The sequence below is a fragment of the Micromonospora inositola genome (assembly GCF_900090285.1).
Taxonomy (GTDB): Bacteria; Actinomycetota; Actinomycetes; order Mycobacteriales; family Micromonosporaceae; genus Micromonospora; species Micromonospora inositola.
In genome coordinates, this window is the sequence record NZ_LT607754.1 from 5003475 (window position 1) to 5026045 (window position 22571).

The 22571-nt window shown below is 74.2% G+C and carries 25 protein-coding genes and 1 pseudogene; 12 read left to right on the forward strand and 14 right to left on the reverse strand.

Features of this window, described 5'->3' with window-relative positions; genetic code table 11:
• Positions 1-17: 17 nt before the first annotated feature.
• A complete protein-coding gene (locus GA0070613_RS23815) occupies positions 18-1895 on the forward strand; it encodes an L-lactate permease (protein WP_089014325.1) in 1878 nt (625 codons plus the stop codon).
• Between the two features lie 153 nt (positions 1896-2048).
• Positions 2049-2318: a hypothetical protein gene (locus GA0070613_RS32325; protein WP_157746482.1), complete on the forward strand. Its 270-nt coding sequence runs from the start codon at positions 2049-2051 to the stop codon at positions 2316-2318.
• Between the two features lie 63 nt (positions 2319-2381).
• Here GA0070613_RS32325 and GA0070613_RS23820 read toward each other — a convergent pair whose 3' ends face one another.
• On the reverse strand, positions 2382-3050 hold the full coding sequence (locus GA0070613_RS23820) for a response regulator (RefSeq protein ID WP_089014326.1): 669 nt from the start codon (positions 3048-3050) through the stop codon (positions 2382-2384).
• A complete protein-coding gene (locus GA0070613_RS23825; RefSeq protein WP_089014327.1) occupies positions 3047-4150 on the reverse strand; it encodes a sensor histidine kinase in 1104 nt (367 codons plus the stop codon). Before GA0070613_RS23825 ends, GA0070613_RS23820 begins: the two co-directional genes overlap by 4 nt.
• Before the next feature lie 177 nt (positions 4151-4327).
• On the opposite strand from GA0070613_RS23825, the gene GA0070613_RS23830 reads away from it, so the two are divergent.
• Positions 4328-4759 (forward strand): DUF6069 family protein, encoded by a 432-nt coding sequence (locus tag GA0070613_RS23830; RefSeq protein WP_089014328.1) that lies wholly within the window; start codon positions 4328-4330, stop codon positions 4757-4759.
• A gap of 54 nt (positions 4760-4813) precedes the next feature.
• Here GA0070613_RS23830 and GA0070613_RS23835 read toward each other — a convergent pair whose 3' ends face one another.
• Positions 4814-5686 (reverse strand): ArsR/SmtB family transcription factor, encoded by an 873-nt coding sequence (locus tag GA0070613_RS23835; protein ID WP_231929867.1) that lies wholly within the window; start codon positions 5684-5686, stop codon positions 4814-4816.
• Between the two features lie 192 nt (positions 5687-5878).
• Positions 5879-6781: a helix-turn-helix transcriptional regulator gene (locus tag GA0070613_RS23840; protein WP_231929422.1), complete on the reverse strand. Its 903-nt coding sequence runs from the start codon at positions 6779-6781 to the stop codon at positions 5879-5881.
• A gap of 147 nt (positions 6782-6928) precedes the next feature.
• Here GA0070613_RS23840 and GA0070613_RS23845 point away from each other — a divergent pair, with 147 nt between their 5' ends.
• Entirely contained in the window at positions 6929-8620 is a 1692-nt protein-coding gene (locus tag GA0070613_RS23845; protein WP_089014329.1) for an AMP-binding protein, read from the forward strand.
• Entirely contained in the window at positions 8617-10239 is a 1623-nt protein-coding gene (locus GA0070613_RS23850; protein ID WP_089014330.1) for an AMP-binding protein, read from the forward strand. The genes GA0070613_RS23845 and GA0070613_RS23850 overlap by 4 nt, the downstream gene beginning before the upstream one ends.
• Before the next feature lie 108 nt (positions 10240-10347).
• Here GA0070613_RS23850 and GA0070613_RS23855 read toward each other — a convergent pair whose 3' ends face one another.
• From GA0070613_RS23855 to GA0070613_RS23865, 3 genes are read right to left on the reverse strand one after another with little or no spacing between them, the layout of a single operon-like run.
• Positions 10348-10998 carry a DUF3618 domain-containing protein gene (locus GA0070613_RS23855; protein WP_089014331.1) on the reverse strand — a complete coding sequence of 217 codons (651 nt, stop codon included), beginning with the start codon at positions 10996-10998 and terminating at the stop codon, positions 10348-10350.
• 22 nt (positions 10999-11020) lie between these two features.
• Positions 11021-11416: a phage holin family protein gene (locus GA0070613_RS23860; RefSeq protein ID WP_089014332.1), complete on the reverse strand. Its 396-nt coding sequence runs from the start codon at positions 11414-11416 to the stop codon at positions 11021-11023.
• A complete protein-coding gene (locus GA0070613_RS23865; protein WP_089014333.1) occupies positions 11413-12084 on the reverse strand; it encodes a hypothetical protein in 672 nt (223 codons plus the stop codon). Before GA0070613_RS23865 ends, GA0070613_RS23860 begins: the two co-directional genes overlap by 4 nt.
• A gap of 414 nt (positions 12085-12498) precedes the next feature.
• On the opposite strand from GA0070613_RS23865, the gene GA0070613_RS23870 reads away from it, so the two are divergent.
• The gene (locus GA0070613_RS23870) at positions 12499-13218 is read left to right on the forward strand and encodes a SigB/SigF/SigG family RNA polymerase sigma factor (protein WP_231929868.1); all 720 of its coding nucleotides are present in this window, start codon (positions 12499-12501) and stop codon (positions 13216-13218) included.
• Between the two features lie 48 nt (positions 13219-13266).
• Here GA0070613_RS23870 and GA0070613_RS23875 read toward each other — a convergent pair.
• Positions 13267-13545 (reverse strand): annotated as a pseudogene (locus GA0070613_RS23875) (pyridoxamine 5'-phosphate oxidase family protein); the annotation flags it as partial.
• Positions 13546-13624: 79 nt separating this feature from the next.
• Between GA0070613_RS23875 and GA0070613_RS23880 the strand changes: the two are divergent.
• Positions 13625-14335, forward strand: a complete 711-nt coding sequence (locus tag GA0070613_RS23880) for a suppressor of fused domain protein (protein ID WP_089014335.1) — start codon at positions 13625-13627, stop codon at positions 14333-14335.
• A gap of 20 nt (positions 14336-14355) precedes the next feature.
• On the forward strand, positions 14356-14589 hold the full coding sequence (locus GA0070613_RS23885) for a nucleoside/nucleotide kinase family protein (protein ID WP_157746483.1): 234 nt from the start codon (positions 14356-14358) through the stop codon (positions 14587-14589).
• A 1-nt stretch (position 14590) separates the two neighbouring features.
• Here GA0070613_RS23885 and GA0070613_RS23890 read toward each other — a convergent pair whose 3' ends face one another.
• Entirely contained in the window at positions 14591-15418 is an 828-nt protein-coding gene (locus tag GA0070613_RS23890; protein WP_089014337.1) for a class I SAM-dependent methyltransferase, read from the reverse strand.
• Positions 15419-15483: 65 nt separating this feature from the next.
• Here GA0070613_RS23890 and GA0070613_RS23895 point away from each other — a divergent pair, with 65 nt between their 5' ends.
• Positions 15484-16749 carry an MFS transporter gene (locus tag GA0070613_RS23895; RefSeq protein WP_231929423.1) on the forward strand — a complete coding sequence of 422 codons (1266 nt, stop codon included), beginning with the start codon at positions 15484-15486 and terminating at the stop codon, positions 16747-16749.
• A gap of 52 nt (positions 16750-16801) precedes the next feature.
• Here GA0070613_RS23895 and GA0070613_RS23900 read toward each other — a convergent pair whose 3' ends face one another.
• Complete coding sequence (locus GA0070613_RS23900) at positions 16802-17869, reverse strand: Gfo/Idh/MocA family protein (protein WP_089014339.1); 1068 nt, start codon at positions 17867-17869, stop codon at positions 16802-16804.
• 87 nt (positions 17870-17956) lie between these two features.
• Between GA0070613_RS23900 and GA0070613_RS23905 the strand changes: the two genes are divergently transcribed.
• On the forward strand, positions 17957-19216 hold the full coding sequence (locus GA0070613_RS23905; protein ID WP_089014340.1) for a lycopene cyclase family protein: 1260 nt from the start codon (positions 17957-17959) through the stop codon (positions 19214-19216).
• Between the two features lie 93 nt (positions 19217-19309).
• A complete protein-coding gene (gene rnhA, locus GA0070613_RS23910) occupies positions 19310-19786 on the forward strand; it encodes a ribonuclease HI (RefSeq protein ID WP_089014341.1) in 477 nt (158 codons plus the stop codon).
• A gap of 118 nt (positions 19787-19904) precedes the next feature.
• Here rnhA and GA0070613_RS23915 read toward each other — a convergent pair whose 3' ends face one another.
• From GA0070613_RS23915 to GA0070613_RS23925, 3 genes are all read right to left on the reverse strand, one after another.
• Positions 19905-20138, reverse strand: a complete 234-nt coding sequence (locus GA0070613_RS23915; protein WP_089014342.1) for a hypothetical protein — start codon at positions 20136-20138, stop codon at positions 19905-19907.
• A 53-nt stretch (positions 20139-20191) separates the two neighbouring features.
• Positions 20192-20428 (reverse strand): preprotein translocase YidC, encoded by a 237-nt coding sequence (locus GA0070613_RS23920; protein ID WP_089014343.1) that lies wholly within the window; start codon positions 20426-20428, stop codon positions 20192-20194.
• 109 nt (positions 20429-20537) lie between these two features.
• Positions 20538-21434 carry a pentapeptide repeat-containing protein gene (locus GA0070613_RS23925; protein WP_089014344.1) on the reverse strand — a complete coding sequence of 299 codons (897 nt, stop codon included), beginning with the start codon at positions 21432-21434 and terminating at the stop codon, positions 20538-20540.
• Between the two features lie 143 nt (positions 21435-21577).
• On the opposite strand from GA0070613_RS23925, the gene GA0070613_RS23930 reads away from it, so the two are divergent.
• Entirely contained in the window at positions 21578-22216 is a 639-nt protein-coding gene (locus tag GA0070613_RS23930) for a hypothetical protein (RefSeq protein ID WP_157746484.1), read from the forward strand.
• A gap of 154 nt (positions 22217-22370) precedes the next feature.
• Here GA0070613_RS23930 and GA0070613_RS32330 read toward each other — a convergent pair whose 3' ends face one another.
• Positions 22371-22514 carry a hypothetical protein gene (locus GA0070613_RS32330; protein WP_231929425.1) on the reverse strand — a complete coding sequence of 48 codons (144 nt, stop codon included), beginning with the start codon at positions 22512-22514 and terminating at the stop codon, positions 22371-22373.
• Positions 22515-22571 lie beyond the last annotated feature (57 nt).

The window sequence follows — 22571 nt, forward strand, 5'->3', positions numbered from 1 at the left end:
AAGCGTCGAGGTGACCCATGTTCGACCAGTTCACAGTCGTCACCGATCCCGTCGGTGACTCCGTCGCGCTCTCGGCCATCTTCGCGGTCCTGCCCCTGCTCACCCTCTTCGTCCTGCTCGGCGTGCTGAAGGTCAAGGCCTGGCTGGCCGGCCTGATCTCCCTCGCCGTCGCCCTCGTCGTGGCGATCGCCGTCTACGCCATGCCGGTCGGGCAGGCCCTGCTGTCGGCAACCGAGGGCGCGGCCTTCGGCTTCTTCCCGATCCTGTGGATCGTCATCAACGCCATCTGGGTCTACAACCTCACCGTCGAGAGCGGACACTTCGACGTGCTGCGCCGCTCCTTCGAACGGGTCAGCCCGGACATGCGGATCCAGGCGATCATCATCGCGTTCTGCTTCGGCGCGCTGCTGGAGGCCCTCGCCGGGTTCGGCACCCCGGTCGCCATCACCGTGGTGATGCTGATGGCGCTCGGCTTCCGCCCGATCCACGCCGCCTCGGTGGCGCTGCTGGCCAACACCGCGCCGGTGGCCTTCGGCGCGCTCGCCACCCCGATCGTCACCCTGGCCAGCGTCACCAGCGGCGCCAACGACGACTCCGGGCTCACCGTGGACACCCTCGGCGCGATGGTCGGCCGGCAGACCCCGATCCTCGCGGTGGTCGTACCGCTGATGCTGGTGGCCCTGGTCGACGGACGGCGCGGCATCCGGCAGACCTGGCCGGCCGCGCTGGTCGCCGGTGTGAGCTTCGGGCTGGCGCAGTTCGTCGCCGCGAACTACATCTCCGTGCCGCTGACCGACATCGTCGCCGCGCTGGTGTCGGCCGCCGCCGTGGTGCTGCTGGTCCGCGTCTGGCGCCCGGTCACCCCGGCAGACCTGGGCCGCGAGCCGGCGGCCGTGCCCGCTGCCAGGGGGCCCGTCGAGGCCGAGCTGGCCGGTCCCGGCACGGTCCGCGCCGCCGCGGCCAGCCGCTCCGGTACGACCACCGCCGCGCCCGCCCTGGACGGACCGGGTGGGGAGACCCCGCCGGGTGATCCCCGCATCGACGAGACGGCTCCCGTCGGTCGGCACCGCACCGGCGGCGACGACCTGGAGCCGCGGCCCGCCGACCAGGCTCGCGCCGCCACGGCGGACGGGCGCCGGCTCGCCGACACACCGGCCGAGGTGGCCCGCGCTTACGCCCCGTATCTGATCATCATCGCGATCTTCTCCGTCGCCAACCTCGGGCCGGTGAAGGCGGCCCTGGCGAAGGAGCCGTGGACGGTGAAGTTCGGCTGGCCCGGGCTGGACATCCTGGGCGGCAACGGCAAGCCGCTGTCGTCGGCCACGTTCACCCTCAACTGGCTGCCCGCCGCCGGCACGCTGATGATCCTCGCCGGCATCCTCACCGCGCTGGTGCTGCGGGTCTCCGCCGGCCGGGCGCTGCGGGCGTACGGCCGCACCTACGTGGAACTGCGGTATGCGATCGTCACCGTGATGGCGGTGCTCGCCCTGGCGTACGTGATGAACCAGTCGGGGCAGACCAACACCCTCGGCGCGTTCCTCGCCGCGGCCGGCGGGGCGTTCGTCTTCCTCTCGGCGATCCTCGGCTGGATCGGGGTCGCGGTGACCGGCTCGGACACCTCGGCCAACGCCCTGTTCGGCGCGTTGCAGGTGCAGACCGCGGCCCGCGCCGGGCTGGACCCGGTGCTGCTGGCGGCGGCCAACTCCTCCGGCGGAGTGCTCGGCAAGATGATCAGCCCGCAGAACCTGGCGATCGCCGCCGGCGCGGTCGGGATGGCCGGCCGGGAGGGGGAGATCTTCCGCAAGGTGTTCGGCTGGAGCCTGCTCCTGCTGCTGTTCATGTGCGTGCTGGTCGCGTTGCAGGGCTCGTCGATCCTGGGCTGGATGGTGCCCTGATCCCTCTCGACGGGTGGGATCGTCCCTCGGGTGACGATCCCGCCCGTCGATTCGGCCGTGCTCTTACGTGAGGGGCCTGCTACGTGCTTTCCTTTTCGGGTCGTCCGAGGCGAGGACAACCGCCCTCGTCCCATGTGACACGAAGGGGAACTCGTGAAGCGATCCATCAAACGAGCCGTCGTCGTCTCCACATTCGCTCTCGGCATCGGGATGACCGGCGCTGCCCCCGCAATGGCTCAGGCGCCCGACAACTGGGGGCAGGAGGTCAAGGCTTGCAACCACCTGCCCAACTGCTACCCGGGAGATAGCAACCGGGGGACCTACGTGCAAGGGCAGGCGAAGGACGGTCCGCGTGGATACGGCCAGGAGATCCACGACCTGGCCAACCCCGGTAACTCGAACCCGCCACCGTTCCAGCCGTAACGCCGCCACGCGCGGCGTACGCGCAGCCGGTGACCACGCTCAGGATGGCCACCGGCTGCGTCGTTACCGGGCCGGCGGCTCGGGCCGGACCAGCCCCACCTCGTACGCGAAGACCACCGCCTGGACCCGGTCGCGCAGGCCGAGTTTGGTGAGGATGGCGGAGACGTGGGTCTTCACCGTGGCGGTGCTCAGGTACAGCCGCTCCGCGATCTCCGCGTTGGACAGCGCCCGCGCGGTCAGCGTGAGCACCTCCACCTCGCGGGCGGTGAGCGCGCCCAGTTCCCGGGAGGAGGCCGCCGGGCCGGGGAGCCGGTCGGCGAACCGGTCCAGCAACCGCCGGGTCACGGTGGGCGCCAGCAGCGCCTCGCCGCGCGCCACCACCCGCACCGCCTCGGCGAGATCTGCCGGACGGGTGTCCTTGAGCAGGAAGGCGCTGGCCCCGGCGCGCAGCGCCGCGTAGACGGGTTCGTCCAGGTCGAAGGTGGTGAGCATGATGACGCGGGCGGGGCTGCCCGCGGCCACCAGCTCCCGGGTGGCGGCGATGCCGTCCTGCCGGGGCATCCGCACGTCCATCAGCACCACGTCCGGCCGGGTCCGCTTCGCCACCGCGACCGCCTCCACCCCGTCGGCCGCCTCGCCGACGACGGTCAGGTCGGGTCGGGCGTCGATGATCATCCGCAGTCCGGCGCGGATCAGGTCCTGGTCGTCCGCGACCACCACCCGGATCGTCACCGGGACACCTGCACCGGGAGCCGGGCGTGCACCCGGAAGCCGCCGCTGGGTAACGGGCCCGCGTCGAGCGTGCCGCCCAGCAGCCGGGCCCGCTCCCGCATGCCCAGGATGCCGTGGCCCTCGCCGGCGCCCGGCCGCCGGGCCGCCGCGACGCCGTCGTTGACGACCTCCAGGCGCAGCACGCCGTCGTCGTACCGGAGGCTGACCTCGGCCCGGGTGGCGTGGCCGTGCTTCAGGGCGTTGGTCAGCGACTCCTGCACGATCCGGTACGCCGACAGCTCCACCCCACCGGGCAGCGCGTCGGCGACGCCGTGCCGGCTCATGGTCACCTGCAAACCGACCGCCCGCACCGCCTCGGCCAGGGCGTCGAGCTGCGCCAGTCCCGGCTGCGGCCCGGCCGGCTCGGGCCCGGCGGCGGTGGCCAGCGCGTGCAGCATCGCGCGCAGCTCCGTCAGGGCCGACCGGGCGGCCACCTGGATCGACCCGAGCGCCGCCCGGGCCTGGTCGGGGCGCTGGTCGAAGACGTCCTCGGCGGCGGCGGCCTGCACCGCGATCACGGCGACGTGGTGGGCCACCACGTCATGCAGCTCGCGGGAGATCCGCTCCCGTTCCCGGGCGATCATCTGCCGCCGCTGGGCGCACCGCCGCTCGGCGTGGCCGCGTTGCAGCTCACCGACGGCCCAGCCGAGGCCGAGCCCGATCACCGCGAGCAGCAGGTCCCGCCAGCCGCCGGTGACCAGCTTCCAGGGCGTGGGCGCGAGCAGCAGCCCCAGCGCGACCAGGGAGAACCGTGGTGGGCGGAGTCGGGCGACGTACGTCAGCGGGACCGCGACCAGCCCGAGCCAGCCCAGTTGGGGGCAGAGCACCTCCAGCCCGACACCGGCCAGCGCGGCCACCGCCAGGGCGTACGCCGGTTCCCGCCGGATCCAGAGCAGGCAGCTGGCCTGGACGGCAGCCAGCCCGATGGCGGCGGCGGTCCCGGTCTGGGTGGCCGGGCCCTGGCCCGGGGCGGCCACGAACGTCACCGTGACGGCGAGGACCACGGCGGCGATCCCGCCGTCGATCAGCAAGAGAAAGGTTGACTTCGACCAGCGGCGCATGACCCGGATGTTAGGCGTCCACCGGGGCCGGTCTCATCGGTCGCGAGACGGAGATCCGGGCGCGCCCTGGTCCGCCCGACGTACCCGGGAACCGGTCCGCGGCGCGATCCGCCGGCGGCCCGACCGCGCCTACCGTGCCCTCAGAAGTCGTCCCCTGAGCCACTGTGGAGGTACGTCATGAACACCGTTACCACCGGACAGCCGCGCACCGCCAGCGTCGTGCGGCCGGCGCGGCGGGGCGCTCGTGCCCTGGCCGTCCTCGTCGCCACGGCCGCCGCCCTCGCCGTCTGGGTGGTCGCCGTGCCGCTCGCGGGGGTGGACCTGGCCGTCCGTAGCGGCGCCACCGAGCAGCCGGTCGGCCCGGGCGCCGTGGCGGTCGCCGCGCTGCTGGCGGGGCTGGCCGCCTGGGCGCTGCTCGCCGTGTTGGAGCGGTTCTCCCGTCGGGCCAGGTCGATCTGGACCGGCGTGGCCCTCGCCGTGTTGCTGGCGTCGATGCTCGCCCCGCTCGGTGGGGGAGTGGGTGCGGCGGCGAAGCTCACCCTGGCGCTGATGCACCTCGCCGCCGCCCTGGTCATCCCGGGGCTGCGCCGCACCGCCGCCGCCCGGTGACGCCGCGGGCCACCTGTCGGTGCTCGCGCGCTGACCCCGCCGCCCCGGTCGTCCTCAGCCGGCCGGGGCGGCGGGGGAGGGCTCCAGCAGCGGCTCGCCCGTCTCCAGCAGGGTCTTGAGGCTGGCCAGCAGCGCCGGCCAGCCGCCGCTGCCGTCGAGCTGTCCGCTGATCGCCCGGTGCATCTCGCTGTCGGGGGAGAAGTCGTCGTGGGTCACGGTCAGCCGGACCGCGTCGCCGTGCGGCTCGAGGTCGAAGGTGACCTTGGACCGGCGTTCGCCGAGTCGGGCGGCCAGTTCCTCGTCGGACCAGCCGAAGTGCGCGGCGTGCTCCGGCTGGAAGCCGTGCCAGGTGTATGAGAGCCGGCGATACGGATCGGCCGCCAGCACTCGCTGGCCGAGGTCCGTCGCCTCCGCCTCGGGCGCGTCCTGCCACAGCAGGGGCGAGTCGGGTTGCCAGTCGGAGACCAGCGTGACGCCGCCCCAGTAGCGGCGGGTGAACTCCGGCTCGGTCAGCGCCCGCCAGAGCCGTTCGGGGGTGGTCCTGATGTAGGTCGTGTAGACGAACGTGGGGTTCTGCATGGGCTCCCGCTCCAATGCTGTCTGCAGGTCGGCGAGGGCGCGCGCCCGCTCCCGGTCGTACCGACCGATCCAGCGGTCGGCGACGGCGTTGATCGGGGCCGCGTTGAGGTGGTGCAGCTTCTCGCGGCCCCGCCGCGTGCTGGTCACCAGGCCGGCGGCCTCCAGCACCGCCAGGTGCTTGCTCACCGACTGCCGGGCCATGTCGAGCCCGGCGCACAGCTGGCGCAGGCTCTGCCCGTTGCGGCGGTTCAGGCTGTCGAGCAGCCGGCGGCGGCTGGGATCGGCCAGCGCCCGGAACACCTCGTCCATCCCGCCACCGCCCTCGAACAGGCAGCCGTGCGGCTGCACTCTTGACAATAGGCAGCCATAAGGCTGCTTGTCCACTCCGCCGCAGTACTTCAGCGGAAGTTCCTCGAAGCTAGCCTCCTAGGACGCCTTAGAGGTGGTGACTCCCCCAACGGTCGAACAGGGCACCCGTCCACAGCGGATAGGAGACGGTCAGCGCTCCGGAACAGCCGTGTGGCCGTCGATCACGGCCGTCTAGGGGAGGAGGCCGGCGCGGCGGGCGGCGACCACGACCTCCAGTCGGGTGTGCGCGCCGAGCTTGCGCATCGCCGACCGGAGGTAGCTCTTCACCGTCTCCGGACGCAGCCCGAGCTGGTCGGCGACGTCCGCGTTCGTGCAGCCCAACGCCACGCAGGCCAGCACGTCGGTCTCGCGGGGGGAGAGCGGATTCGCCGGGCCCGGCGGGCCGCCCTCGGGCCGGGTCACCGCGCCGGCGAGCCGGTCGGCCACCGCGTCGAGCCGGTCCCGCAGCTCCGGGTCGTCGATCCGGCGCAGCAGCCCGCGCAGCTCGGCGTGGGCCTGCCGGACCTCCTCCCACTCCGGCCCGGCGGCACCCGGAGCCGGGACCGTGTCGGGGGAACGGCGACTGCCCACCGGCCCGGGGGCGGCCGTCCGCAGGGTGGTGAGCGCGGCCCGGGCGGCATCCCGGTCCGTCAGCCGTCGTTCCAGCTCACGGCCGGCGTCGACGGCGGCGGCCACGAGACGGTCGCCGAGGGCCAGCCGTTGGCGGACGGCGCCGTAAAGGACCGCGCGGACCTCCCGGTGCACCACCACCGGCACGGCGACGACCGAGCGCAGCCCCTCGGCGGCGACCGGGCCGTCGTACTCGTGGCTGATCGAGCGGGCCACCGGGTAGTCGTCGACCCGCAGCGGCAGGCCGAGCGCGAGGGCCTTGCCGCCGAGGCCGGCGCCGGCGTTGATGGCCAGGCCCCGCAGCGCGGCGGTGGTGGTGCCGGCCAGCTCGGTGATCGTCATCCGGGGCGGCCCGCCCGGCTGGACCATGCCGCCGAAGGCGACCGGCAGCCCGGTGCCGCGCAGCAGGGTCAGCAGGCCGCCGCGGATCTGGTCGCCGTCGTCGTGCGGATACAGCGGGTCCAACGTCCTCACCTCCCCGGGCCTCCGGGCGTCTCGCGGCCACCCCCGTCCGGGGGTGGTGAGACCTGCGTCACCCGATCGAGGATCAGGGTACTGCGCGCGGCGTCCGTCCCCGCCTGGCCGCGCGCCCGGTGACAGGAAGGACACCCCATGGCCACCGCCGGCACCGACGCCTTCCGCGAGGCGCGCGACTTCCTGCTCGCGCACCGCGAGGACCACGACACCGCGTACGAGAAGTTCCGCTGGCCCCGGCTGGACGAGTTCAACTGGGCACTGGACTGGTTCGACCTGCTCGCCGCGGGCAACGACACCCCCGCGCTCTGGATCGTCGAGGCCGACGGGGGCGAGGGGCGGTGGTCGTACGCGGAGCTGTCGCGCCGCTCCAACCGGGTGGCCAACTGGCTGCGCGGCCGGGGGGTGCGCGCCGGGGACCGGCTGATCCTGATGCTCGGCAACCAGCTGGAACTCTGGGAGACGATCCTCGCGGCGACCAAGCTGCGCGCGGTGATCATCCCGGCGACGCCGCTGCTCGGCCCCGCCGACCTGGCCGACCGGCTGGAGCGGGGCGCCGCCCGGCACGTGGTGGTCGGCGCGGAGCACACCGGCAAGTTCGCCGAGGTTCCCGGCGACTACACCCGGATCGCGGTCGGCGCCCCTGTCGACGGCTGGCACCCCTACGCCGACTCGTACCACGAGTCCGACGCGTTCACGCCCGACGGGGTGACCCGGGCGGACGACCCGCTGCTGCTCTACTTCACCTCGGGCACCACCGCCCGGCCGAAGCTGGTCGAGCACACCCACGCGTCGTACCCGGTGGGGCACCTGTCCACCATGTACTGGATCGGGCTGCGCCCCGGCGACGTGCACCTGAACATCTCCTCGCCGGGCTGGGCGAAGCACGCCTGGAGCAACGTCTTCGCGCCGTGGAACGCCGGCGCGACGGTCTTCGTCTACAACTACTCCCGCTTCGATCCGGCCGGGCTGATGGCGGCGATGGACCGGTGCGGGGTGACCAGCTTCTGCGCCCCGCCGACGGTGTGGCGGATGCTGATCCAGGCCGACCTGACCCAGCTGCGCACCCCGCCCCGGACCGTGGTGGGCGCGGGGGAGCCGTTGAACCCGGAGGTGATCGAGCAGGTCGAGGCGGGCTGGGGGGTGACCGTCCGGGACGGGTACGGGCAGACCGAGACCACCGCGCAGATCGGCAACCCGCCCGGGGCGCCGGTGAAGCCCGGTTCGATGGGGCGTCCGCTGCCCGGGTACGTGGTGACTCTGGTCGACCCGGTGACCGGCGAGTCCGGCGACGACGGCGAGGTCTGCCTGGACCTGGCGCACCGGCCGACCGCGCTGATGGTCGGCTACCACGGCGACGACGAGCTGACCGGCACGGCGATGCGCGGCGGCTACTACCACACCGGGGACATCGCCGCCCGGGACGCGGAGGGATATCTCACCTACGTGGGTCGCACCGACGACGTGTTCAAGGCGTCGGACTACCGGATCTCGCCGTTCGAGCTGGAGAGCGTGCTGCTGGAGCACGAGGCGGTGGCCGAGGCGGCCGTGGTGCCGTCGCCCGACCCGGTGCGGCTGGCCGTGCCGAAGGCGTACGTGGTCCTCGCGCCCGGGTGGGCGGCGGACCCGGAGACGGCGGCGGCGATCTTCGCGCACTCGACGGCGCGGCTGGCGCCGTACCTGCGGGTGCGGCGGCTGGAGTTCGCCGAGCTGCCGAAGACCATCTCCGGCAAGATCCGGCGGACCGAGCTGCGCTCGGCCGAGCGGGACAAGCACGCCGACGCGCAGTCGCGCCCGGCCGGCGAGTACCGCGAGGAGGACTTCCGATGAGCCTCCCCTCGTACGCCAGCGGAATCTCCGACGCGCCGCTGCTCGGCGACACCATCGGCGCGAACCTGGCCCGCGCCGTCGAGGCGTACCCGGACCGGCAGGCCCTGGTGGACTGCCCGACCGGCCGGCGGTGGTCGTACGCCGAATTCGGCCGGGCGGTGGACGAGCTGGCGCGCGGCCTGCTCGCGGCCGGCGTGGCCAAGGGTGACCGGGTCGGCATCTGGGCGCCGAACTGCCCGGAGTGGGTGCTGGTCCAGTATGCGACGGCGGCGATCGGCGCGATCATGGTGAACATCAACCCGGCCTACCGGCGGCACGAGCTGGAGTACGTGCTGAACCAGTCCGGGGTGAGCGTGCTGGTCTCCTGGCCGAGCTACCGGACCAGCGACTATCGCTCCATGATCGACCAGGTCCGGCATGCCTGCCCGGGGTTGCGGCGGGTCGTCTACATCGGGGAGTCGAGCTGGGACGACCTGGTCGGTGGCGCGGTGGCGGTGCCGACGGCCCGACTGACCGAGCGGGCGGCGCAGCTGTCCTGCGACGACCCGATCAACATCCAGTACACCTCCGGCACCACCGGGTTCCCGAAGGGCGCGACGCTGTCGCACCACAACATCCTCAACAACGGCTACTTCGTGGGCGAGCTGGTCCGCTACACCGAGCAGGACCGGATCTGCCTGCCGGTGCCGTTCTACCACTGCTTCGGCATGGTGATGGGGAACCTGGCGGCGACCAGCCACGGCGCCTGCATGATCATCCCGGCGCCGACCTTCGACCCGGCCGCGACGCTGCGCGCGGTCGCGGCCGAGCGGGCCACCTCGCTGTACGGGGTGCCGACCATGTTCATCGCCGAGCTGGGTCTGCCCGACTTCGCCAGCTACGACCTGTCCAGCCTGCGGACCGGGATCATGGCGGGCTCACCCTGCCCGGTGGAGGTGATGAAGCGGGTCATCGCGGAGATGAACATGGCCGAGGTGTCCATCTGTTACGGCATGACCGAGACGTCGCCGGTCTCCACTCAGACCCGGCACGACGACGACCTGGACCGGCGTACCGCGACGGTGGGGCGGGTGATGCCGCACGTGGAGGTGAAGGTGGTCGACCCGGCGACCGGGGTGACCGTGCCCCGGGGCGAGCCGGGGGAGCTGTGCACCCGGGGGTACTCGGTAATGCTCGGCTACTGGCAGGAGGCGGAGAAGACCGCTGAGGCGATCGACCCGGCCCGCTGGATGCACACCGGCGACCTGGCGGTGATGCGCGAGGACGGCTACCTGACCATCGTCGGCCGGATCAAGGACATGATCATCCGGGGCGGGGAGAACGTCTACCCGCGTGAGATCGAGGAGTTCCTCTACCGGCACCCGAAGATCGCCGACGTGCAGGTGGTCGGCGTCCCCGACGAGCGCTACGGCGAGGAGATCCTGGCCTGCGTGATCCTGCGCGACGGGCACGACACCCTGACCGTCGAGGAGGTCGCGGAGTTCTGCCGGGACCGGCTGGCCCACTACAAGATCCCCCGGTACGTGCGGGTGCTGGACGCCTTCCCGATGACGGTCAGCGGGAAGGTCCGCAAGGTGGAGCTGCGCCGCGCCGGCCTGGGGGCGGCCGGCGAGGCCTGACCCGCCCAGCCTCCCGCCCGGACCGCCCCACCCGCCGGCGGTTCCGGGCGGGGAGCGCGTCGACGCTGGACACCATCACGCTGATCCGCTCCGCGATCCCGGACCGGCTCAACGGCGTCGGATGTCGTCGGCGGCCTGATGCCCCTGCTCCTGCAATTGGTGGGTGGCCGACCGGCCCTGCTCGCGGACGGCGGACGCGCCCTGGGCGGCAGTGGACCCCACCGACCGTGCGGCCTGCTGCGCGGGCTCGCGCAGGTTGTCCCGGAGCTGGTGACCGACCTCGCTGGCCTGCTCGCGCAGCCCGGCGGAGTGCTCGGTGACCATCCCGCGGGCCTGGCCGGCCCACTGCCGCTCCGGGCGGCTGGGCGGCATCAGCGAGGAGACCAGCAGCCCGGCGCCGAACGCGATCAGGCCGGCCGCGAGGGGGTTGCCCTGTGCCTGTTCCCGGGACTGTTGCCCCAGCGAACGGGCCTCCTCCCGCACCGAACCGGCGGCGTGGGACATCCGCTCGCCGGCCTGGCTCCCCATCTGTCGCGCCGAGCCCGCGGTGTGGGACATCCGCTGGCCGGCGCTCTGTCCGTCCATCGGGGCGCCCATCACCTTCTCCTTGGCCCGCGCGAACGCCCCGCGGGCCTGCCCGACGCGCTCACCGGCGATCCGGCGCGGGTTGACCTTGTCGGTCAGCGCGTCGACGTCGCTGCTCAACTCGCTTCGGGTGTTCTCGATCTCTGACCGGATCCGGTTCGGATCATTGGACATGATCTGCTCCCTTCCGGGTCGTTCACCGGCCCCGCAGGGCGTTCGGCATCTCCCGTGCGGTCTGTTGGGTGCGCGGCAGCACCGTACGGAGCTGCCGCATCTTCGTCCGCCCCCTGGCCAGCAGGACGGCGGCGGCGACCGCCCACACGACCGCCACGATCAGCGCGGCCCAGCCCTGGTCCATCACGTTGGACAGACCCCACCACACCGCGTAGGACACGAACAGCACGGCCAGGAAGCCGGCCAGTGCCGCCCCACCGAACATCCCGCCGGCCTTGCCGGCCTGGCTCGCCTCCTCCCGCAGCTCCGCCTTGGCCAGCTCGACCTCCTGACGGACCAGAGTGGAGAGGTCCCGGGTCACCTCGCCCAGCAGCTCGCCGACCGACGCCTGGGTCCGTTCCTTCTCGGGGGCGCTCACGGTGCCACCCGGCCCGGTACGTCCGGCTCCGGGCGGCCGGCCGGTGACACGTTCTGCGCCCGGGCGGCCCCGGCGTAGGGCTGCTCGCCGGCGGAGGGCGCCTCGACCGCACGCCGCTGCTGTTGCCCGCTCGGCGCCGGCGCGGGCTGGGGCGGCTGAGCGCCGGTCCCCGCGCCGTCGCCGGAGGCGGTCAGGTTTCGGGTGAGCCGACCGAGCAGCAGGCCGGCCACCGCCGCGCCCGCGAGGAACGTGCCCGGGTGCTGCCGGGCGTACCCGCGCGCCTCGTTCAGCACGTCGCCCGGCTCGCGTTGGTCGAGCCACCCGGCCGCCCGCTGCGCGGCGTCCGCCGCCCGGCGGACCGCCTCCCCGGCCAGTCCGGAGTCGGCACCTCGATCGGCCATCGACCCCAGTTCCCGGCCCAGGTCACGCAGCCCATCGGCGGCCCGGTGCTGCTGCGTACGGGCTTGGTCCCGCAGCTGATCGCCTGCCTCCGCGGTCAGGTTCCGGGCCTGTTCCCGCGCCTGCGCGGTCACCTGGCCGCCCTGTTCGGCGGCGGCGTGGGCGACCTGACCGCCGGCCTGTGCAGCGTGCTGGCCGACCTGCGACGCCCCCCGCCGCGCCTGCTCCCCGGTGCCGCCCGGCGGCCGGCCCTGGTTGGTTGCCGTCATAGCCCGCTCCCTCCTCGGGTTCCCGGCCCACGACACGACCGGAACAGCAACCGCCTACCCGCCCGGCCACGTCACATTCCCCCCGGATGGGCGCCGGCGTTCCTGTTCGCCGCCGGCGGCCTCGGCGGCCGTCTCGCCCTCGGTCACGAGGAGGAGCAGGGATCCGGCCAGACTCGCCCGCCGCTATCCGCCGTCGGCGGGACGGGCCGACGACACTTTCGGTATCAGCCTTTCGGCTAGCCTTCCGGTGACCGTTAGTCTAGTCTCGGCTCCTACGGTCGGTGCCGCACACGCCAAGCGCTGCCGGGGAGTTCCGGAGGAGCCACCATGATCATCACCGACCGACCGGCCTACGCTGGTCGCCCAAACCACGTCACCTCGCCGGACTCGCCCGCGACCCAGCTGCTCAACGCGATGGCCGCGCTGCCCGCCGACCACCCGTCCCGCCCTGCTCTCCGTGACCGGGCGGTCGAGGCGTGGCTGCCACTGGCCAATCACCTGGCCCGCCGCTACTGCGGGCGCGGCGAGCCCAGCGAGGACCTGGTGCAGACCGCCGCGATGGGGCTGATCAAGGCGATCGACAAGTTCGACCCGACGCGAGGTGTGGACTTCGCCGGTTACGCCATCCCGACCATCATCGGCGAGCTCAAGCGGCACTTCCGCGACCGCACCTGGGACATCCGCGTGCCGCGTCGCCTCCAGGAGCTGCGGCTGGCCATCTCCGACGCCAACAGCTCGCTGCTGCAGACCCTCGGCCGCTCACCGACGGTCGCCGACATCGCCGCCCACCTCAAGCTGACCGAGGAAGAGGTCCTGGAGGGCCTGGAGGGCGCCCGCGCCTACAACGCGGTGTCGCTGTCCACCCCGATCGGCGATGGTGCCCGGGCGACCGAGCTCGGCGACACCCTCGGCGGCGAGGACGGCGAGTTCGCCCTCGCCGACCTGCGAGTGGCCCTCGGCCCGGCGCTCGCTCTGCTGGACGAGCGCGAGCAGAAGATCGTCACCCTGCGCTTCTACGGCAACCTCACCCAGAGCGAGATCGCCGAGCAGATCGGCGTCTCGCAGATGCACATCTCCCGGCTGCTGGCCCGGGCGCTGACCAAGCTGCGCGCACAGTTGGCCGACGCCTACTGACCGCAGCCGGGACGTCGGTGAGAGCCTCCCCTCGCTGAAGGAGTGCGGTCAGGCCCGCCAGAACTGGCGGGGTGCGTAGCCGTCGCGGCGCAGCCAGTGTTCGGTGTAGACGATCCGGTCGGCGGCCACCACGACCAGCGGCCCGGTCGGCGGTTCGTTCAGGGGGCGGGCTCGCTCCACGTGGTCGGACTGCCATCGGTAGGCGGGCCAGTGGTGGTCGAAGTCCGGGTCGTCCGGGCTGAGCACCCGCGCCCGCCCGAAGACCTGCGCACCCCGGCTGCTGGCCTGCCCGACCAGTGGCGCGAAGACGCCCATGGGGGCCAGGGGTTGGTGACGGGCATGCGTGATCATGGCATGGGCTCCGGCCCGGCCGCCGTGACCGGCGGCGACGGCTAGGCTGCCCGGCATGGGATCTTCGGACGGGGCAGGGCCTCGGGGGTCGGGAGTGCTGCGGCACGCCGCCCGGGAACGTGGCTGGGAGCCGGCCGTCCCCGGTGACCCGGACACCGCCGAGGCGATCGAGCGGCACATCGAGCGCCACTTCGGACCGATCGCGTTCGTCTGGCACGAGCTGGCCTCCGACCTCGTCCACGTCGACGTGCACGTGGTCGCACCCACCCCGGAACGCCCGTTCCACACCCTGGTGACCTCCGGCATGAGCGACCGACCGATGACGGTCCCGCCGGAGGCGGGCGTCAGCCCCTACGCCGAGCTGATGATGTGCCTGCCGGCCGACTGGCCGATGACCGCGGAGGCGTTCCGGGACGACAGCGCGTACTGGCCGATCCGGGTGCTGAAGACGGTCGCGCGGCTGCCGCACGAGTACGACACCTGGATCGGCGCGTGGCACTCGGTCCCGAACGGCGACCCGGCCCAGCCCTACGCGCCGGACACCCCGTTCGTCGGCGTCGTCGTCACCCCGATGCTCCGCTGCGCGCCGGAGGCGCGGACCGTCACCACCGACAGCGGCAAGGAGATCTCCCTGCTCGCCCTGGTGCCGCTGCACCCCGCCGAGGTGCGGCTGAAGCTCACCGAGGGCACGGAAGCGCTGTTGAACGCCTTCGACCGGGTGGCGGTGAGCGAACTGTTCGACCCAGCCCGACCGAGCGGCGGGTGACTCCGGCCGGGCGTGTGCGGGTGCTGACCCGGTTGGCCGAGCACCTGCGGGACCGGTCGGTGTCGCGTCGAGGTTCCCTGTCGGCCGAGGGCTACTACCGGGACTCCTTCGACCAGGACACCATTGTGGACTCGGTCCTGCGCCCGCTCGGGCCCGACGAGGACGGACGGTACCTGCCGGCCGCGTACGACCACCGCCTCGACGAGCCCGTGCACGACCCGCTCGACCCGGTCGTGCTGAGCTGGACGGCGTAAGTCAGCCCCGGCGGCGGGCCTGGAGGGTGTACGTCTGCGCCAGCCGCCAGGGTCGGTCCGCGAGCCGCCACTCGCCGGCCGCGTCCCGGACCGTCGCCCCGGGCAGCGCGTCCCAGGGCGCGCTGTCGTGTTCGGCCAGCATGGTGAGGTCCAGCCCCGCGTCGAGCAGGGCGGTGACCACCTCGCCGAGCCCGTGGTTCCACGAGTGGCTCACGGTGTGCCGGAAGGTCTCCTCGGTCTGCACGTACGTCCCGGGCCCGTCCCACACCAGCGGCTCGGGCCGCTCGAAGTACGGGTGCGCGACGGCGAGGGTGCCGTCCGGTCGGGGGTCGTCGAGGGTGCCCAGCATCGGGTGCCCCTCGCGGAGGAAGAGCCGCCCGCCGGGCCGCAGCAGGTCGGCTACCACCCCCGCCCAGCGGCGGACGTCCGGCAGCCAGCACAGCGCGCCGATGCCGGTGTAGACCAGGTCGAAGCCGCCGCGACCCAGCACCTCCGGCGCGTCGTACACGTCCGCCTCGAGGAAGTCGACGGCCGCGCCGGTCCGGTCGGCCAGGGCGCGGGCCTGGGCCAGGGAGGCGCCGGAGAAGTCCAGGCCGGTCATCCGGGCGCCGAGCCGGTGCAGCGACACCGTGTCGGTGCCGATGTGGCACTGCAGGTGCACCCCGCGCAGCCCGGCGACGTCACCGAGCCGGGGCAGGTCGAATCGGACCACTTCACTGAGGTACCCGGGGTCGGCCAGGAAACGGTCCACCGCGTAGTCCGGCGAGGCGGCGTGGGCGGGGGCGCGCTCGTCCCAGTTGGCCCGGTTGATCGTGCGGTAGTCGGTCACCCGCCGACCCTCGCACGGACCCGACGGCCGGCTCAACGGAGATTCGCCTGGTAGGTTCGCTCGCCGTGACGGGGACGGCGGGGGAACGGCTCGACGGGCGCTTCGCCCGGCTCTGGGCGGCCAGCACGATGTCGGCGCTGGGCAGCGGGATGGCGACCGTGGCGGCGCCGCTGTTCGTCGCGTCGCGGACCGACGATCCGCTGACCGTGTCGGCGGCCTCGGCGGTGGCGTGGCTGCCGTGGCTGCTGTTCGCGCTGCCCGGCGGCGTTCTGGTCGACCGGGTCGACCGGCGGCGGCTGATGGTCGTCATCGACTGGGTACGCGTGGCCGCCCTGGCGGTGCTGACCGCCGCGATCGTCACCGGCCGGGCCGGGGTGGCCCTGCTCTACGCGGTGCTGTTCGTGGTCAACGCCGGCGAGGTGGTGTTCCGGGCCGCCGGCCAGGCGATGCTGCCGGCGGTGGTGCCCCGGTCGAGGCTGGAACGGGCCAACGGCTGGCTGGGCGGCGGAACGACCCTGACGCAGGGCATGATCGCCGGCCCGCTCGGCGGGTTCCTCTTCGTGCTGGCGGCCAGCATCCCGTTCGGCGTCAACGCCGCCACGTACGCGCTCAGCGCGGTGCTCATCGGCCTGGTCGGCGGGTCGTACCGGGGCGCACCCGCGACGGGTGGCCGCCGCTCGGTGCGGGCGGAGGTCGCCGAGGGCTTCCGCTGGCTGCTGTCGCAGCGGCTGCTACGCACCATGACCTTCCTGATCGGGCTGCTCAACCTCACCCTCACCGCCGCCATCGCGGTGCTGGTGCTGCTCGCCACCCGGCGGCTGGGCCTCGGCTCGGTCGGCTACGGCGTGCTCTTCACCTGCATGGCGGTCGGTGGGCTGCTCGGCTCGGTGGTCGGCGACCGGCTGGTCGCCCGGATCACCGCCACCTGGACCATCCGGATCGGCCTGCTGATCGAGGCCGGTCTGCACCTGGCCCTGGCGGCGTCCCGCAGCGCGGTGGTGATCGCGGTCGCGCTGTTCGCGTTCGGGGTGCACGGCGCGCTGTGGAACATGGTGTCGAACTCGCTGCGCCAGCGGCTGACCCCGTCCGCGCTGCAGGGCCGGGTGGGCAGCACCACGCTCTTCATCGCCGCCGGCGGCAACTGCCTGGGCGCGCTGCTCGGCGGGGTGGTCGCCGCCCGGTTCGGGTTGACCGCGCCGTACTGGGTGGGATTCGTGGTGGCCGTCGCGGTGACCGCGGCGACCTGGCGGGTCTTCGACCGGGCGACGGTCGCCGCCGCGTACGCCGAGCCCGCGCCCGCGACGGACGACCGCCCGGCGACCGTCGCCTAGCGTGGGGCCGACCGAAGGAGGACGCCCTCGGGCGTTCCCGTACTGACCCCGGTCAGGCCAGCGGCGGGACGGGCAGCACCACGCCCTCGGCAGCGGAGCGGTGCGCCAGCTCGATCAGCCCGACCGTGGCGACGGCGTCGCGCGGGTCGACCGGCATCGGCCCGCCGTCGCGCAGCGCCGCCGCGACCTGGGCGTAGAAGTCCTGGTAGCGGCCCGGCTCGGTGGGCACCGGCCGCAGGTCACCGTCGACGCCGAGCTGGCCGTACTGCTCGGCGGGGACCTCGCCCCAGCCCGGCGCGTCCGGTCGGCCCCCGTCGCGCAGCGCCTCCTCCTGCACGTCCAGCCCATACGTGGTGTAGCCGGCGCGGTCGCCGAGGACCCGCATCCGCGGTCCGAGCTGCGGGGTCACCGCGCCCATCCACAGGTGGGAGCGGACGCCGCCGGTGTGGGTCAGCGCCACGAACGCGTCGTCGTCGACCTCGACGCCGGGCCGCCGCCGGTCCACCTCCGCGTAGACCCGCTCCACCGGCCCGAAGAGCTGCACGGCCTGGTCGACCAGGTGGGCGCCGAGGTCGAACAGCGCGCCGCCGGCCTCGCCGGGCGCGGCGCTCTCCCGCCAGCCCGGCTTGATCGCCGGCCGCCAGCGTTCGAACCGCGACTCGAAGCGGGTCACCCGCCCCAGCTCGCCCTTCTCGACGAGGTGGCGGACGGTGAGGAAGTCGCCGTCCCAGCGGCGGTTCTGGAACACGGTCAGCGGCACACCCCGGCGGGCCGCCTCGTCGACCAGGGCGCGGCTCTCCGCGGCGGTCGGCGCGAGCGGCTTGTCCACCACGACCGGCAGCCCGGCCGCCAACGCCGCGCGGGCCATCGGCGCGTGCTGCCGGTTCGGCGTCGCCACCACGACCAGATCGAGCGGGTCCGCGGCGCGCCACAGCTGGTCGGCGTCGTCGAGGAGCCGGGCGTCGGGATGCTCCTGGCGGGCCTGCTCCCGTCGCTCCGGGTTGGCCGTGACGATGGCGTCCAGCCGCAGCCCGGGGGTCGCGGCGATCAGCGGGGCGTGGAACACCCGCCCGGCGATCCCGTACCCCAGCAGCCCCACCCGCAGCGGTGCCTGCGCCATGCCGTCCCCCGTTCCTTGGTGATCCCCCGAATCTACGCGGCGTCCCGGGGCGTGGCGGCGGGTCCCCCGGCGGGCGGCAGGCCGGGCATGTGGCAGCGTGGCGGGGTGGACCCAACCCCGGTCGACGTCGACGTGGCGCTGGTGGGCGGCGGCGGCGCCGCCTCCCTGGTCCTGGCCGCCCTGGACCGGCATGGGCTGTCCGGGCTGCGGGTCGCCGTGGTCGACCCGGTGCACAAGCGGGGCCAGGACCGGACCTGGGCGTTCTGGGACACCCCCGGCAACGACCTCGACCCAATGCTCAGCGCCAGCTGGTCCCGGGTCGACGTGGTCACGCCCGCCGGCCGCCGCGTCCTGTCGCTCGCCCCGCTGCGGTACGCCATGCTCCGCTCGGCCCCGGTCTACGACCGGGCTGCCGAGGCCGAACGCCGCCTCGGCGCGACCCGGATCGGCGCGGCGGCCGGCACCCTCGACGACGACGGTCACCGGGTGACGGTCCGCGACACCGACGGCCGGGCGTTGGTGCGGGCCGGCTGGGTGCTCGACTCCCGGCCCCGCCCGCCCCGGCGGCCCGGGCGGACCAGCTGGTTGCAGCACTTCCGTGGCTGGTGGCTGGCGGCCGACGGGCCGACGTTCGACCCCGACCGGGCGGTGCTGATGGACTTCCGCACCCCGCAGCCCGCCCGGGGCGTCTCGTTCGGCTACCTGCTGCCGGTCAGCGACCGGTACGCCCTGGTCGAGTACACCGAGTTCTCACCCGACCTGCTCACCGACTCCGGGTACGACGCCGCGCTGCGCGGCTACCTCGACCTGCTCGGCATCGACCCGGCGGCGCTGACGGTCCGGGAGGTGGAGAACGGGGTGATCCCGATGACCGACGCTCCGTTCGTCGCCCGCCCCTCGCCCCGGGTGGTCCGCCTCGGCACCGCCGGGGGCGCCACCCGGCCGTCCACCGGGTTCACCTTCTCCGCCATGCACCGGCAGGCAGCGCAGGTGGCCGCGGCCCTCGCGGCGGGCCGGCCGCCGGTGCCGCGGCCCGCGTACCCCCGGCGCCACCTGTGGATGGACGCGGTGGCGCTGCGCGCCCTGGACCGGGGGCACGTCGGCGGGGCGGAGTTCTTCGACCGGCTCTTCGACCGCAACCCGCCCGAGCGGGTGCTGCGCTTCCTCGACGGGGCCACCTCCCCGGCCGAGGACCTGGCGGTGATGCGCTCCAGCCCGCTGCTGCCGATGACCGGCGCGGTGCTCGGCGACGCCGTCGGTCGGCTCCGCGCCCGGATCCGCCGCGACCCGGCCCCCGCCCCCGCGCCGGGCGTCGGATCTCCGACGGGGGGTCAGGCCGGCCGGTAGGTGGCCCTGTCAGTTGCGCAGCAGCACCACACGACAGCGACCGCACGCGGGTCGGGTGGTCCCGCCGCCCGGCGTACCCGGTAGGTTGCCGGCATGGCGGAGGCAGCGGCCGGCAGGGTCGTGGAGATCTGGACCGACGGGGCGTGCAGCGGCAATCCGGGCCCGGGCGGCTGGGGCGTGCTGCTGCGCTGGGGCGACCACGAGCGGGAGCTGTGCGGCGGGGAGGCGACGCCGACCACGAACAACCGGATGGAGCTGACCGCCGCGATCCGGGCGCTGGAGAGCCTGACCCGACCGGTCACCGTCCGGCTGCACACCGACAGCACGTACGTGCGCAACGGCATCACCGGCTGGCTGGCCGGCTGGAAGCGCAACGGCTGGCTGACCGCCGCGAAGCAGCCGGTGAAGAACGCCGACCTGTGGCAGCGGCTGGAGGCCGCCTGCGCCCGGCACGACGTGACCTGGCTCTGGGTGAAGGGGCACAACGGCCACCCGGAGAACGAGCGGGCCGACGCGCTGGCCAACCGGGGTATGACCGAGGCCCGCGCCGAGGTGGCCGCCGCCCGGTGAGGAGACGGGTTGTGTCGAACCCGATCGATGGACAACGTAGCGGATCGACCTTGTTACCGACAGCCGCCGCCCGGCTGGCGCGATCGGCCTCGACTGACGCCGCCGGCCGGCCGCCGGGTCACTCCTCGGGACTCGGAGGCTCGCCGGTGCCCGAGACGGCGTCGACGTCGTAGCCGGCCCGGCTGGTCTCCCGAGCGGGTCGCGCCTCCTCGGCCGGCAGGTCGGCGAAGTCGTCGCCGGTGTCGTCGGTCGTGTGCAGGGAGTCGCCCGGCGGTCGCAGCGACGCCTCGTACGCGGTCGCGCCGTCGGGTTCGTCGGTCGCCGCGCGGCCGAGGGATTTCTCACTCGTCATGTCGCACTCCTGCCCGTGTCCGGCGGGGGCAAACGTCGTCCGCCCGGGCCCGCTCAGCGGGGCGCGTCCGGGTGCCCGGGCAGGCCGGAGCCGCCCGAGCTGCTGCCCGACGCCCCGCCGGCCACCCCGGAACCGTCGTCCTCGGTGACCAGGTCCGGCTTCGGTGCGCCGTCGTCCGGCGCCGGGACGTCGGTGTCCGCCCCCACCTGGACCAACCGGGCCTGACCGCCCTCGTCCTCGGCGTGCGCCGGATCGGCCGGTTGCTTGCCTTGCCGTGCCCGATATCCCACGGTCGCCTCCCTGGGTGCCGCCGGCCGCCGACACGGTGGTGCGGCGGCAGTTCCGGCTACCCGACGGCACCGCGGCGAAACGTCACCGCCCGCGGCGGCGGTACCGGGGTCAGCCCCGCCGGCGTCCGGTCCGGGGGCGGGCCGGCGTCACGGTGAGCGACCAGTGCGCGGGGTGGCGCAGCGCCGCCGGCAGCACGGTGCGGTGGTCCCCGCGGGCGGCGTCGAGCTGGGACTGGTGCAGGAAGAGACACCTGCTCAGGTCGGCTCCGCGCAGGTCCGCGCCGCGCAGGTCCGCGCCGGTCAGGTCGGCCGCGCCGAGGTCCACGCCGCGCAGGTCCGCGCCGATCAGGCAGGCGCCGCGCAGGTTCGCCCCGGCCAGGTCCGCCCGGCGCAGGTCCGCCCCGATCAGCACCGCCCCGCGCCGGTCCGCGCCCGCTCGGCCGGCCCGGGCCCGCTCGCCGGCCTGGGAGAGCAGCGCGTTGACCCGCCCCCGGTGGGCGTCGACGTCGAGGGCGAGCAGCTCCTCCGGGGTGCCGTCGGCGAGCCGGCCGGTCTCCTCCAGCGCCCGGGTGAGGTCGTCGCGCAGCCGGCCGGGCGGGGTCAGGGCCAGCGCCTCGGTCAGGTACCAGAGCAGTTCGTGCAGCGGCCGCATCACCGCGAAGGTGTCGAACATCCGGCGCGCGGTCGACGGGTCGGCCCGCCAGTCCCGCCCGCCGAAGGTGACCTGGGCGACCTGCTGGCCGGCGCCGAAACAGTCGAACACCGTACAGCCGGGGAAGCCGCGCTGGCGCAGGTCGCGGTGGATGCCGCAGCGGGAGTCCGCACGCAGGTTCGGGCAGGGTTGCCCGGCGGGCTTGTCGAGGGCGAAGTCGGCGGAGGCGGAGAAGGCCGGCGCGACGCAGCAGATCCCGAAGCAGCGCGTGCAGTCGGCGCGCAGCTCCCGCCCGCCGACGGGCGCCGCCGACTGCTGTTCCGCGGTGTCCGACACGCTGGACCGGCCTCCCATTGCTCCGAGTTGCTGAGGGTGCGCGGCGAGGGCCGCGACCGGACCCATTGTCCGTCCACCCGCCGGCGGCCGTCCCGGCGGCCCGGGCGCCAGCGCCGTCGTCGCGCCCGTTCGCCCACGCCGGCAGCCCGGATCTTCGTATCGTGACCGTAACCGGCACGAAGGGCGGCGGAATGGACGAGCAGGCACGGGAGCAGGCGCTGCTCACCGCCCTGACCACCGAGCACTTCGTGCTGCAGACCTCTCGCGGCGCCACGATCGCCGAGTCGGTCGGCCGGGCCACGGTGTTCCTGACCATGCTCTCCGCCGCGCTGATCGGGCTGGGTTTCGTCTCGTCCAGCGGGCAGTTGCTCAAGCCGTACCTCGGCGCGGTGGTGCCGACCCTGGTGATCACCGGTCTGTTCACCTTCGGCCGGCTGGTGCAGAACATGGTGGAGAACTCGCTGGATCTCCGGCGCATCCAGCGCATCCGCGCCTACTACCACCGGCAGTTCGCGGGCGAGCACGAGTTCTTCGCCGACGCGGTCGTCGGCGGGGGCCCGCAGCGCGCCGTCTGGGCGGCGGTCGGCAGCCGGCCGGGCCACTGGCACCTGCTGCTCACCACGGCGGCGATGGTCGGGGCGGTCAACGCGCTGCTGGTCGGGCTGGGCGCCACGCTGCTGACCGGCCTGGCGGGCGCCACCCCGACGGTCGGCATCGCGGTCGGGGTGGCGGTGGCGCTGGTGGCCTTCGGCGCGCAGGTCGCGTACATCCAGCGGGCCTCCATCTCGCCGATGAGGTGAGCATCGGACGGTGGCGGCGCCCGCGCGGGCGCGGGCGCCGCGTACCGGTCAGAAGTCGGAGAGCGCGCCGCAGCGCGCAGGTGGGGTGGCCCGCCACCGACCCACCCAGCCGGCCTCCACCGAGGGGTGGGGCCCGCCGTGCCCGGCGGAGGGATCAAGCGCCCTCCGGGTCGCCGTACCAGGTGATGCCGATGTCGAAGCCGGCCCCGGCGAGCGCCGCCGCCGAGGCCTTGCCGATGCCGGAGTCCGCGCCCGTGACGACGGCGATGCTCGGGTAGTCCACGTATCGCTGGGGCATGCTGGCGCACTACCTGACCGGACGAACTCAACCGGACCGGGTGTAATCCACCAGGGG